Source organism: Enterobacter cloacae complex sp. P1B (assembly GCF_014982345.1).
GTDB classification, from domain to species: Bacteria; Pseudomonadota; Gammaproteobacteria; order Enterobacterales; family Enterobacteriaceae; genus Enterobacter; species Enterobacter bugandensis.
Window position 1 is genome coordinate 772,281 of record NZ_JADCLF010000013.1, and the last position, 12,873, is coordinate 785,153.

Consider the following 12,873-nt stretch of genomic DNA (forward strand, 5'->3'; position numbering starts at 1 on the left):
TAATTAGAGTTGTGGGAATCGTTTGCGTGTATCTTAAAAGTTTTATCACATTTTTTTCTTATAATCTCTGCTGAATTACAGGCAGAATTCGCCTGTCAAAAACCGCTGCGATCGCTAATGATAAGAGAGACGCGGTTTTCCATTCCCGCCAGTGGTACTGGCGTTCTTTTAAGGAAAGTTTCATTTATGGTCAATCTTCGCCAGCCCAGGGATGTTGCGCAAATTCTGCTGTCGGTGCTGTTCCTGGCCCTCATGATTATTGCGTGTCTGTGGATTGTTCAACCCTTTATTCTCGGCTTCGCCTGGGCTGCGACCGTTGTCGTCGCCACGTGGCCTTTGCTGCTGCGCTTGCAGAAACTGCTGTTTGGCCGCCGCGGGCTGGCCGTGCTGGTGATGACGCTGCTGCTGTTCCTGCTGTTTATTATTCCAATTGCGCTGCTGGTAAACAGCCTTGTCGACTCCAGCGGCCCGGTGATCCGCGCCGTGACAAGCGGCGACCTGACGCTGCCGGACCTCGGCTGGCTGAACAGCATTCCGGTCGTGGGCGCTAAGCTTTACAGCGGCTGGCATAGCCTGCTGGAAATGGGCGGCAGCGCGCTGATGGCGAAAGTACGTCCGTATATTGGCACCACCACCACCTGGTTTGTCGGTCAGGCCGCACATATCGGCCGCTTTATGATGCACTGTACCCTGATGCTGGTCTTCAGCGCCCTGCTTTACTGGCGCGGTGAGCAGGTGGCTTTAGGCGTTCGTCACTTTGCCACCCGCCTGGCGGGAAAACGCGGTGACGCCGCGGTGCTGCTGGCGGCGCAGGCCGTGCGCGCGGTCGCCCTGGGCGTCGTGGTGACGGCGCTGGTTCAGGCGGTGCTGGGCGGTATCGGCCTGGCGATTTCCGGCGTACCGTACGCCACCGTCTTTACCGTAGTCATGCTGATGACCTGCCTTGCGCAACTGGGGCCGCTGCTGGTGCTGGTTCCGAGCATTATCTGGCTTTACTGGACGGGTGATACCACGTGGGGAACGGTTCTTCTGGTCTGGAGCTGCGTGGTTGGCACCATGGATAACGTGATTCGCCCCATCCTCATCCGCATGGGCGCAGACCTGCCGCTGATCCTGATCCTCTCCGGGGTTATCGGCGGGTTGATTGCTTTCGGGATGATCGGTCTGTTCATTGGCCCGGTGCTGCTCGCCGTTACCTGGCGTCTGTTCTCCGCCTGGGTTCATGAAGTGCCGCCGCCTGGAACCGACCCGGACGTGATTCTGAGCGAGCTGGACGAGCTGGAAGAAAAGAATACCCATTAAGCCTTGTTGCCGGGTGGCGCTTACGCTTACCCGGCCTACATTATCCCGCACAATACTTTAACACTGCTAAAGTATTTATTCGTTGCACACTGGTCAGACCCGCTATTTCAGCACTAAGTCCGCTATTATTCTCAAGAAATCTTTACGTCTCTTTAACTATTGAGACGAATCTGATCGACGCTAAAAATTACAATGCCTACTATTAGCTCACGGTTATAAATCAACACCTTGATTTATAAGCATGGAAATCCCCTGAGTGAAACAACGAATTGCTGTGTGTAGTCTTTGCCCATCTCCCACGATGGGCTTTTTTTTATCCTGACTACGCGCGCTTAACCTCACAGGTACTGAGCATCCGCCACTCTGCTGGCAGCACCCGCGTTTCCCCCGTCACATTGACCGTCACCGCCTGGCGGATATCCGCCGACGATGCGCCAATCTGCAGTTCAAACTCGCCCGGCTCAACGATGCGCTTGCCGTCACGGCGGGTGAAGTTGAACATCTCAACCGGCAGCGTGAAGGTGAGCGTGGCGGTTTCGCCCGGCGAGAGCGTGACGCGCTGGAAGGCCTTAAGCTCCTGAAGCGGGCGCACCTGGGTGGCGACCTTGTCCCGCACGTAGACCTGCACCACCTCGCTGCCGCTGCGCTCGCCGGTATTGGTGATATCCACACTCAGCGTCACCTCACCGTCGACCGGCACGCTGCTTTCAGCGACGCGGGCAGTGCCCCAGCTAAACTGCGTCCAGCCGAGGCCGAAACCAAACGGGTAGCGCGCACCGAAATGGAACGCGAACGGCGTGCCGCCGCTTTTCAGCTTGTGGTTATAGTAGAATGGCATCGCCCCGGCGCTTTTCGGCACGCTGACCACCAGCCGGCCCTGCGGCTCCGCGCGACCGGTTAACACATCGGCAATCGCCCAGCCCCCTTCCTGTCCCGGCGCCCAGGCCATCATCAGCGCGGCAATCTTCTCCTCCAGCCCCTGAAGGTTGTACGGACGCCCGCCGGTCATCACGACGATCACCGGTTTGCCCGTCGCCACCAGCGCCTCCAGCAGCTGTTGCTGCACGCCCGGCAGATTCAGGGAGTCAGTATCGGAGCCTTCCCCTACCGTGCCGCTCTGGAACAGCCCGGCGAGATCGCCCACGCAGGCCACCACCACGTCACTCTCCTGTGCGGCGCTGACCGCCTCGGGGATAAGTGCGGTGCTTTGCGACACCGGAGACTGCTGCATTGGCTTGCCGCCGCTGTCGCCCGGGAAGACCGGCGCGCCCGCCATCCGTTTTTCGATAATGTGGCACCCTTTCGCGTAGCGCACGTTCGATGCACCCAGGTACTGCTCCAGCGCCGCGCGCGGGGTCGTCACCTGCGAGGTTTCCTCAACCATATCGCTGATGATCAGATGGACCGGGAAGCTATACCCGCTGAGTAACGCCAGCGGATCGTCTGCCGTCGGCCCCACCACCGCCACGCGGGGTTTACCGTTCAGCGGCAGAATGCCGTTGTTTTCCAGTAGCGTCACCGATTTTGTCGCCACCTCCCGCGCCACCTGGCGGGTCATCTCATTTTGCAGATCGATGCCGCTTTCATCGGCATACGGGTTCTCAAACAGGCCGAGACGGAATTTTTCGGTCAGCGTACGCGCCACGATCTCATCGACTTTCGCCATAGAGATCAGCCCGCGCTCTACCGCTTCCGCCAGATGGCGTGCGCAGTCATCTTTCGGCAGCTCGACGTCGAGCCCGGCGTTAAACGCCAGCGCGGCGGACTCCGCTGCGTCGTGGGAAATCCCGTGGTGCTGGTGCAGCAGGCTGACGCCGCCGTAGTCCGCCACAATAATGCCGTCGAAGCCCCACTGTTCGCGCAGGACGGTGGTCAACAGGAAGCTGTCGCTGTGCCCCGGCTGGTTATCGATGTCGTGGTAGGCGGGCATGACCGAACCGGCATTTGCCAGCTTGACCGCCATTTCAAACGGCAGCAGGAAGGTGTCGTTCAGCTCGCTAAAGCCAAGATGCACCGGGGCGTGGTTGCGCGCCCCTTCGCTGAACGAGTGGCCCACGTAATGTTTGAGCGTCGCCAGCAGATCGCGCTTGTCGCCCTGTAACCCTTTCACCCAGGCGGTTGCCATCACGCCCACCAGCCAGGGATCTTCCCCGAAGGTCTCTTCGGTTCGCCCCCAGCGGACGTCGCGGGAAACGTCCAGCACCGGGGCCAGCCCCTGCTGGCAACCGACGGAACGCGCCTCTTTACCGATCTGCTCTGCCGCGCGCTGCACCAGCTCCGGGTCCCAGGTCGAGCCGTAGTTGAGCGAGGACGGGAACAGGGTGGCGTCTTTGCACAGCAGCCCCACCAGGCACTCCTCGTGGAACAACGCCGGAATGCCAAGCCGCGTCTCTTCCATCATCATGCGCTGCAGGCGGTTAGCCGCGCGCACCCCGGTTTTCACGTCAACGATGTGGGTGCCGAGCGGACGGGTGATCTGCCCGACGCCCAGTTTTAGCCGTTCGCTCAGCGCCGCCTGCTGGCTGACGCCGGCGAATTCGTCGCTCAAATCGCTGCGCTCCCGGTGGTTGCCGTTTTCATCAAGGATCAGCCAGTAGGCGTGCATCTGGGCGAACTTCTCTTCCGGGGTCATGCGCGCCAGTAAATCAGCGACGCGCTCGTGCACGGGACGTCCCGCGTCCTTATAGATAGCAGTCATATTTTACTCCTGTAGTGCGGAAGGGGTTGCCGGGCTGAGCTGCCCCGCGTCGGGTCTTACCTCACGCTTGCTGGCCAGCTCCCGGGCGATGGAATCCACCAGCCTGCTGTTGAGCTTGTAGATGGAAAGCAGCGCCACCATGCAGAGGAACAGCGCGCACGGAATAAGGGTGAACAGGGCGTTGATGGTGGAGAGCACGTGCGGCGCCTGGGCTGCCTGGCCCGGGGCGTAATCCACCATGCCGAGCACCCAGCCGACCACCGCCCCGCCCAGCGCAAGGCCAAACTTGATGGCGAACAGCGCGGTAGAGAAGACCAGCCCGTCCAGACGGCGGCCGCTACGATGCTCTTCGTAGTCGACCACATCAGAGAACATGGTCCACTGGAGCGGCGTGGTGAGGTTTTGAATAAAGCTAAAGACGATGTTAAGGCCAAAGATTAGCCACACCTGCGAAGGCGGCAGGAAGAAAATCAGCGCGCCGAAAATGACGAAGGACATTATCGTCCACTGATAAGCGCGCACGCGGTCAAATTTCCCCAGCAGGCGTTCAGATAATAACGCGCCGCTTAACGAGGCCACCATGCCAGAAACAATAAAGGCAAAAACCAGCTCCGGGCGCAACAGTACATAGTTGACGTAATACATGGTGGCAGAGCCGCGCGTCACCACCGCCGTTAACAGCAAAATATTAAACACAAACACAATGCGCCACTGGCTGTTACCGGCCAGCAGTTTTAAATCGGTGAGCATGGAGCCGGAGGTATCATTGCGCGGGGAATAACGCTCACGGGTCATCAGGAAACAGCAAAAGAACAGCACAATTCCCAGCAGCCCCATCAGGCTCATGGCAAAGAAATAGCCTTTCTGCACGTTGCCCTGGCCCAACAATGAGACCAGCGGCAGAGCGATAACCGTTACGATCAACCCGCCAATAAATGACAGGCCAAAACGCCAGGATTGCAGGGAGTGACGCTCGCGCGGATCCAGCGTCAGCGCGCCCGGCATGGCGCAGTAAGGCACGTTAATGGCGGAGTAAATCAGACTTAAAATCGCGTAGGTCGCGCAAGCATAAACAATTTTTGCCGTCGGCCCGACGTCCGGTACGTAGAAGGTAATAAGGCAGCTTACGCCAAAGGGAATAGCAAACCACAGCAGCCAGGGACGGAAACGGCCGTGACGCGTCTGCGTGCGGTCAACCAGCGCGCCAATACACGGGTCGACAAACGCATCAACCACGCGCACCACTAAAAACATGGTACCCATGATCGCGGCAGGCAAACCAAAAACGTCGGTATAGAAATAAGCAAGAAATAATGTGGCCGTTTGCCAGACCAGCGCGCTGGCCATATCACCTAAGCCATAACCTATTTTATCTTTGGTACGCAATACAGAGGAGAGTGTCATTGTTATTTGCCTTTTTATCAGGTTAAAACGTATTTCAACCAGTTGCGCATCATCTGAAGGGAAATGCGCAGTAAGGCTCAAGTATTAGCAACGCGTTGCGCACTAACAATTGTCTTAATTAACAGACAAATTATGATATTTGGTTTTTTAGATTATTTGTGATGGGGAGCAAATTAGAGGTGAAATAAAAAAGGCGAGGAATAAAATCCTCGCCTTTTTGCGATCGTGTTGCCGTTACTTGTTCAGTTCCGCCAGGCTCAGCCAGGTTTGCACTACCGTGTCCGGGTTCAGGGAGAGGCTGTCAATCCCCTCTTCCATCAGCCAGGCGGCAAAGTCTTCATGGTCGGATGGACCCTGACCGCAAATCCCGACGTATTTACCCTGCTTCTTCGCCGCGCGGATGGACATGGAAAGCAGCGCTTTCACCGCCTCGTTACGCTCGTCGAACAGCTCGGAAACCACGCCGGAGTCGCGGTCCAGGCCCAGCGTCAGCTGAGTCATGTCGTTCGAGCCGATAGAGAAGCCGTCGAAGTGCTCCAGGAACTGCTCGGCCAGCAGGGCGTTGGACGGGATCTCACACATCATGATGATCTTCAGCCCGTTTTCGCCGCGCTTCAGGCCCTGACGCGCCAGCTCGTCCACCACCGCTTTCGCCTGATCCACGGTACGCACGAACGGGATCATGATTTCGACGTTGGTCAGCCCCATGTCGTTGCGCACGCGTTTCACCGCCTCGCACTCCAGCGCGAAGCAGTCGCGGAAGCTGTCGGACACGTAGCGTCCGGCCCCGCGGAAGCCCAGCATCGGGTTCTCTTCTTCCGGCTCGTAGCGCTCGCCGCCCACAAGGTTAGCGTATTCGTTAGACTTAAAGTCAGACAGACGCACGATCACGCGTTTCGGGTAGAACGCTGCGCCCAGCGTGGCGATCCCTTCGGTCAGACGGCCGACGTAGAACTCTTTCGGCGAGTCGTAACCTTTCATCATTTCGCGGATTTCGTTCTGCAGCTTCGCGTCCTGGTCGTCAAACTCCAGCAGCGCGCGCGGGTGAACGCCGATCATGCGGTTAATGATGAATTCCAGACGCGCCAGGCCAACGCCTTCGTTCGGCAGGCAGGCGAAGTCAAACGCGCGGTCCGGGTTACCCACGTTCATCATGATCTTCAGCGGCAGATCCGGCATGGTATCCACGCTGGAGCTCTTCACGCTGAAGTCAAGGATATCGGCGTAGACGTAGCCGGTGTCGCCTTCGGCACAGGAGACGGTCACGTTCTGCCCGTCCTTCATGCGCTCGGTGGCGTCACCGCAGCCGACAACCGCCGGGATCCCCAGTTCGCGGGCAATGATCGCCGCGTGGCAGGTACGGCCGCCGCGGTTGGTGACGATGGCCGACGCTTTCTTCATGATCGGTTCCCAGTCCGGGTCGGTCATGTCGGTCACCAGCACGTCGCCTGGCTCAATACGGTTCATCTCGCTGATGTCGTGGATCACTTTGACCGGACCGGCACCGATGCGATGACCGATGGCGCGGCCTTCCGCCACGATTTTACCCTGCGCGTGCAGCGTATAACGCTCCATCACCTGGCCGCGAGAGCGAACGGTTTCCGGGCGCGCCTGAACGATAAACAGCTTGCCGGTGTTCCCGTCTTTCGCCCATTCGATATCCATCGGACGGCCATAGTGTTTCTCAATCTGCACCGCCTGCTTCGCCAGCTCCTGCACTTCGGCGTCGGTCAGGGAGAAGCGGTCGCGCTGCTCCTGCGGCACATCTTCAATCTTAACCTGCTTGCCATGCTCCTGGGTTGGGGCATAAATCATGCGGATTTTTTTCGAGCCCATGGTGCGGCGCACCACCGCCGGACGGCCCGCGGCAAGCGTAGGCTTGTGTACGTAGAATTCGTCAGGGTTCACCGCGCCCTGCACGACCATCTCACCCAGGCCCCACGCGGAGGTGATGAACACCACCTGGTCGAAGCCGGATTCGGTATCAATGGAGAACATCACGCCGGAGGAACCCACGTCCGAGCGCACCATGCGCTGCACGCCCGCGGAGAGCGCCACGCCGCGATGGTCATAGCCCTGGTGCACGCGATAGGAGATGGCGCGGTCGTTGAACAGGGAAGCAAATACGTGCTTCACCGCCACCAGTACCGCATCGTAGCCCTGAACGTTCAGGAAGGTTTCCTGCTGTCCGGCAAACGACGCGTCCGGCATGTCTTCTGCGGTCGCGGAAGAACGTACGGCAAAGGAGGCCTGCGCGTCGTCAGCGGAGAGCTGGTTGTACGCGTCATGGATAGCTTTTTCCAGTTCCGGCTGGAAAGGTGTGTCGATGATCCACTGGCGGATCTGCGCCCCGGCTTTGGCAAGCTCGGTGACGTCATCAATATCCGTTTTATCCAGCAGGTCGTAAATGCGCTGGTTTACACCGCTCTGGTCTAAAAACAGGTTAAACGCGTCGGCGGTCGTGGCAAACCCGTTTGGTACGGAGACACCCATACCGGACAGATTTGTAATCATTTCACCCAGGGAGGCATTTTTGCCCCCAACTCTGTCTACATCATTCATGCCGAGTTGGTTATACCAAAGCACCAGCGGTGACGAGCCATTGTTGGACATCGAAACAATCCTTTTGTGATATTTGATCGGAGTAAGTAACACCTGACTACGTATTTATACTGGCATAATTATTTGCGCTAAAAAAACGGTGAATCGTGTAAGCAATTTAAATTTTCAACTTTTCGGATAGTTTCCCACCAGCCAATAAGCTGATGATTCCTCTATATTCAGCCAGAAACCACAAAAATAAAGTCGCTATTTGAAAAATGAAATCCGCTTTTCAGGAAAATCAAAAACATCATTTCATTTTAAATTCAGATAACTTCTTTGCTGTGCAATTAACTTTTTTAATTTATGCTTTCAGACAATTAGGTATGATATTCAGGGTGGGTAAAATGGATAATGCTGTCGATCGTCACGTTTTTTATATTTCTGATGGTACGGCGATCACCGCCGAGGTGCTGGGCCACGCGGTGATGTCGCAATTCCCCGTTTCGATTAACAGCATCACGCTGCCGTTTGTGGAAAATGAGAGCCGTGCCAAAGCGGTGAAGGACCAGATTGACGCCATCTTCCAGCAGACCGGCGTGCGCCCGCTGGTGTTCTACTCCATCGTTATTCCTGAGATTCGCCACATCATTCTGCAAAGTGAAGGCTTTTGCCAGGATATCGTGCAGGCGCTGGTGGCCCCGCTCCAGAGCGAACTGAAGCTTGACCCGACGCCTATCGCGCACCGCACCCACGGGCTGAACCCCGGCAACCTGACCAAATATGACGCGCGTATTGCCGCCATCGACTACACCCTGGCGCACGACGATGGGATCTCGCTGCGCAACCTCGACCAGGCGCAGGTGATTTTGCTCGGCGTGTCGCGCTGCGGCAAAACGCCGACCAGCCTCTATCTGGCGATGCAGTTCGGCATCCGCGCCGCAAACTACCCCTTTATTGCCGACGATATGGATAACCTGGTGCTGCCCGCTGCGCTCAAGCCGCTGCAGCACAAGCTGTTCGGCCTGACGATTAACCCGGAACGTCTCGCGGCGATCCGCGAAGAGCGCCGCGAGAACAGCCGCTACGCCTCGATGCGCCAGTGCCGCATGGAGGTTTCCGAAGTGGAAGCGCTGTACCGCAAAAACCAGATCCCGTGGCTGAACAGCACGAACTATTCGGTAGAAGAGATCGCCACCAAAATTCTCGACATCATGGGGCTTAACCGCCGCATGTACTAATAAGCTAGTACATTAGCTCAGATTCATGTATCATCCTCTTCAACAGCGGGGCGGTGTCGCCCCGAACTTGAAATCAGCAGGGATTGGTTTAATGTGATGCCCATCACTTCCCGGTAGTCTGCCGATGAAGCAAAAATTTTCTGAGACAAGTCATGAATAAAACCGATGAACTCCGCACGGCGCGCATAGACAGCCTGGTCACCCCGGCTGAACTGGCCGAGCGGCACCCCGTTTCCGCCGCGGTCGCGGAACATGTGACGGCCTCCCGCCGCCGCATTGAAAAAATCCTCAATGGTGAAGACAAGCGTCTTTTGGTGGTGATTGGGCCCTGCTCCATCCACGATCTGGATGCCGCGATGGATTATGCAAAACGGCTCCAGGGGCTGCGGGAAAAATACCAGCATCGCCTTGAGATTGTGATGCGCACCTACTTTGAAAAACCGCGTACCGTGGTGGGCTGGAAAGGGCTGATTTCCGACCCTGACCTTAACGGCAGCTATCGCGTAAACCACGGCATCGAGCTGGCGCGCAAGCTGCTGTTGCAGGTCAACGAGCTGGGCGTGCCGACGGCCACCGAGTTTCTCGACATGGTGACCGGGCAGTTTATCGCCGATCTGATCAGCTGGGGCGCGATTGGCGCGCGCACTACCGAAAGCCAAATCCACCGCGAGATGGCCTCAGCCCTCTCCTGTCCGGTCGGCTTCAAAAACGGGACCGACGGCAACACCCGGATTGCGGTCGATGCGATCCGCGCCTCGCGTGCCAGCCATATGTTCCTGTCGCCGGACAAGAACGGCCATATGACCATCTACCAGACCAGCGGTAACCCGTATGGGCATATCATTATGCGCGGCGGGAAGAAGCCTAATTACCATGCACAAGACATCGCTGCCGCCTGTGAAACGCTGGCCGAATTCGACCTGCCGGAACATCTGGTGGTGGATTTCAGCCACGGCAACTGCCAGAAGCAGCATCGCCGCCAGCTGGACGTCTGCGATGAGGTCTGTCAGCAGATCCGCAGCGGCTCGACCGCCGTTGCCGGGATCATGGCTGAAAGCTTTATCAAAGAAGGCACGCAGAAAATCGTTGCCGGCCAGCAGATGGTATACGGCCAGTCGATCACCGACCCGTGCCTGAGCTGGGAAGACAGCGAGCTTCTGCTGGAGAAGCTGGCAGCTGCGGTTGATTCTCGCTTCTGATGTTATTGTCGGGTGGCGCTGCGCTTACCCGACCTACGGTTCGCGCCCTTCTTCCTCTCCCCGTGGGAGAGGGTTGGGGTGAGGGCATCAGACCGCATCGCCTTCCCCTGAATTTGATCCCGTCACACAATTTTCACAAAAACGCTTGCCGTGAATTTGCAGTTTATTGATAATGATTATCATTGTTACATTGATTGTTATTTATAAACATTATGTCACCGACCGATAACAGCGCGGCAACGCCAGTAAAAACACACACAGCGCCATCCCCTGCTTCCACCGATCGCCGCATCGACAGCAAAAACCTGTTGGGTGAGGAAGGCCGGGTGATTATTGAGCATGACGGCCAGCAGTATCTGCTGCGCCAGACGAATGCCGGAAAACTGATCCTCACAAAATAAACCAAAACTTTCGCCAGCCACCCAGGTGATCCCCAGGCAGCCAGCGCTTTCGATACTTTATGGAGAGTTGCTATGCTACACCTGCATACCGCACGTTTACGCCCGTCCCTTCTGGCGCTGGCGATTGTCAGCACCCTGCCGGGCGCCGCGTTTGCTGCCGCAGATGAAATAACCGTCACCGCCACAGGCAACGCCCGTAGCGCCTTCGAAGCCCCGATGATGGTGAGCGTGGTTGACGCCACCGCCCCGGAAAAACAGACCGCCAGCTCTGCCGCCGACCTGCTGCGCAACGTGCCCGGTCTGACGCTGGACGGCACCGGCCGCACCAACGGTCAGGACGTTAACCTGCGCGGCTATGACCGCCGCGGCGTTCTGGTGCTGGTCGACGGCGTGCGCCAGGGTACCGACACCGGGCACCTCAACAGCACGTTCCTCGATCCGGCGCTGATTAAACGTATTGAAGTGGTGCGCGGTCCGTCTGCGCTGCTCTACGGCAGCGGCGCGCTGGGTGGCGTCATCTCCTATGACACCGTCGACGCCAAAGATCTGCTGGAACCGGGCAAAAACAGCGGTTATCGCGTGTTTGGTACCGGCGCAACGGGGGACCACAGCCTCGGCCTGGGGGCCAGCGCCTATGGTCGTACCGATACCCTGGACGGCCTGGTATCGTGGTCCAGCCGCGACCGCGGCGATATCCGCCAGAGCGACGGTGCGACGGCGCCGAACGACGAATCCATCAATAACATGCTGGCGAAAGGCAGCTGGAAAATCGACCAGGCCCAGACGCTGAGCGGCGCCCTGCGCTACTACAACAACGCCGCGCAGGAGCCGAAAAACCCGCAAACCTCTGATGCCAATAGCAGCAACCCGATGACCGACCGCTCCACCATCCAGCGCGATGCGCAGGTTGGCTACCACATTGCGCCGGAAGGATACGACTGGCTGAACGCCGATGCGAAGGTTTACTGGTCCGAAGCGCGCATTAATGCCCAGAACATCGACAGCACCGGCGAGTTCCGCAAGCAGACCACCAAAGGCGGCAAGGTGGAAAACCGTACCCGCCTGTTCAGCGACTCTTTTGCCTCTCACCTGCTGACCTACGGCGGAGAATATTATCGTCAGGAGCAGCGTCCGGGCGGGGCCACGACCGGCTTCCCGGAGGCGAAAATCGACTTCAGCTCCGGCTGGCTGCAGGATGAAATCACCCTGCGCGATCTGCCGATCACCTTGCTGGGCGGCACGCGGTATGACAACTACCGCGGCAGCAGCAATGGCTACGACGATGTCGATGCCGATAAATGGTCCTCCCGCGCCGGGTTAACCGTCAGCCCCACCGACTGGCTGATGTTGTTCGGATCTTACGCGCAGGCCTTCCGCGCGCCGACCATGGGTGAGATGTATAACGACGCCAAACACTTCTCCATTGGCCGCTTCTACACCAACTACTGGGTGCCGAACCCGAACCTGCGCCCGGAAACCAACGAAACGCAGGAGTTTGGTTTTGGCCTGCGCTTTGACGATCTGATGCTTGCCAACGATGCGCTGGAGTTTAAGGCCAGCTATTTCGATACCAAAGCCAAAGACTATATCTCCACAACCGTCGATTTTGCCGCGGCGACCACCATGTCGTACAACGTTCCGAACGCCAAAATCTGGGGCTGGGACATGATGGCAAAATACTCGGCCGATCTGTTTAGCCTCGACGTGGCCTATAACCGCACGCGCGGGAAAGACACCGATACGGGCGAGTACATCTCCAGCATTAACCCGGATACCGTCACCAGCAAGCTGGACGTTCCGGTGGCGCAAAGCGGTTTCTCCGTGGGCTGGATCGGCACCTTTGCCGATCGCTCAACCCACGTCAGCAGCAGCTACAGCAAGCAGCCGGGCTATGCGGTTAACGATTTCTACGTCAGCTATAAGGGCCAGGAGCAGCTCAAGGGCGTCACCACCACGCTGGTGCTCGGCAACGCCTTCGATAAGGAGTACTGGTCTCCGCAGGGTATTCCGCAGGACGGTCGTAACGGCAAGATTTTCGTAAGCTATCAATGGTAATTCCCTTCGGGGCCACTCTTCAGAAGGATAAG

General features: G+C 58.0%; 8 protein-coding genes and 1 other RNA gene. 6 read left to right on the top strand and 3 right to left on the bottom strand.

Features of this window, described 5'->3' with window-relative positions:
* The first annotated feature begins 186 nt into the window (after positions 1-186).
* Both ydiK and rprA read left to right on the top strand, forming a co-directional pair.
* Complete coding sequence (gene ydiK, locus INF77_RS16520) at positions 187-1,302, top strand: AI-2E family transporter YdiK (protein ID WP_048960742.1); 1,116 nt, start codon at positions 187-189, stop codon at positions 1,300-1,302.
* Between the two features lie 209 nt (positions 1,303-1,511).
* Positions 1,512-1,619, top strand: an RNA gene (gene rprA / locus INF77_RS16525) — antisense sRNA RprA.
* A gap of 5 nt (positions 1,620-1,624) precedes the next feature.
* Here the strand turns inward: rprA and INF77_RS16530 are convergent.
* From INF77_RS16530 to ppsA, 3 genes are all read right to left on the bottom strand, one after another.
* Positions 1,625-4,000 (bottom strand): glycoside hydrolase family 3 N-terminal domain-containing protein, encoded by a 2,376-nt coding sequence (locus tag INF77_RS16530; protein ID WP_193532761.1) that lies wholly within the window; start codon positions 3,998-4,000, stop codon positions 1,625-1,627.
* A 3-nt stretch (positions 4,001-4,003) separates the two neighbouring features.
* On the bottom strand, positions 4,004-5,404 hold the full coding sequence (locus tag INF77_RS16535) for an MFS transporter (protein ID WP_045261569.1): 1,401 nt from the start codon (positions 5,402-5,404) through the stop codon (positions 4,004-4,006).
* Positions 5,405-5,638: 234 nt separating this feature from the next.
* Positions 5,639-8,017 carry a phosphoenolpyruvate synthase gene (ppsA, locus tag INF77_RS16540; RefSeq protein WP_028012836.1) on the bottom strand — a complete coding sequence of 793 codons (2,379 nt, stop codon included), beginning with the start codon at positions 8,015-8,017 and terminating at the stop codon, positions 5,639-5,641.
* Between the two features lie 335 nt (positions 8,018-8,352).
* Between ppsA and INF77_RS16545 the strand changes: the two genes are divergently transcribed.
* The 4 genes from INF77_RS16545 to INF77_RS16560 all read left to right on the top strand — a co-directional run bounded on the left by INF77_RS16545 (position 8,353) and on the right by INF77_RS16560 (position 12,841).
* Entirely contained in the window at positions 8,353-9,186 is an 834-nt protein-coding gene (locus tag INF77_RS16545; protein WP_028012835.1) for a pyruvate, water dikinase regulatory protein, read from the top strand.
* Positions 9,187-9,338: 152 nt separating this feature from the next.
* Positions 9,339-10,385, top strand: a complete 1,047-nt coding sequence (aroH, locus tag INF77_RS16550; protein ID WP_028012834.1) for a 3-deoxy-7-phosphoheptulonate synthase AroH — start codon at positions 9,339-9,341, stop codon at positions 10,383-10,385.
* 212 nt (positions 10,386-10,597) lie between these two features.
* On the top strand, positions 10,598-10,786 hold the full coding sequence (hemP, locus tag INF77_RS16555; RefSeq protein ID WP_048960739.1) for a hemin uptake protein HemP: 189 nt from the start codon (positions 10,598-10,600) through the stop codon (positions 10,784-10,786).
* Positions 10,787-10,858: 72 nt separating this feature from the next.
* Entirely contained in the window at positions 10,859-12,841 is a 1,983-nt protein-coding gene (locus INF77_RS16560) for a TonB-dependent hemoglobin/transferrin/lactoferrin family receptor (protein WP_193532575.1), read from the top strand.
* Positions 12,842-12,873 lie beyond the last annotated feature (32 nt).

Coding starts and splice junctions, on each gene's coding strand:
- INF77_RS16535 (WP_045261569.1), bottom strand. CDS start 5,404: ATGACACTCTCCTCTGTATTGCGTACCAAAGATAAAATAGGTTATGGC.
- ydiK (WP_048960742.1), top strand. CDS start 187: ATGGTCAATCTTCGCCAGCCCAGGGATGTTGCGCAAATTCTGCTGTCG.
- INF77_RS16545 (WP_028012835.1), top strand. CDS start 8,353: ATGGATAATGCTGTCGATCGTCACGTTTTTTATATTTCTGATGGTACG.
- INF77_RS16560 (WP_193532575.1), top strand. CDS start 10,859: ATGCTACACCTGCATACCGCACGTTTACGCCCGTCCCTTCTGGCGCTG.
- hemP (WP_048960739.1), top strand. CDS start 10,598: ATGTCACCGACCGATAACAGCGCGGCAACGCCAGTAAAAACACACACA.
- INF77_RS16530 (WP_193532761.1), bottom strand. CDS start 4,000: ATGACTGCTATCTATAAGGACGCGGGACGTCCCGTGCACGAGCGCGTC.
- ppsA (WP_028012836.1), bottom strand. CDS start 8,017: ATGTCCAACAATGGCTCGTCACCGCTGGTGCTTTGGTATAACCAACTC.
- aroH (WP_028012834.1), top strand. CDS start 9,339: ATGAATAAAACCGATGAACTCCGCACGGCGCGCATAGACAGCCTGGTC.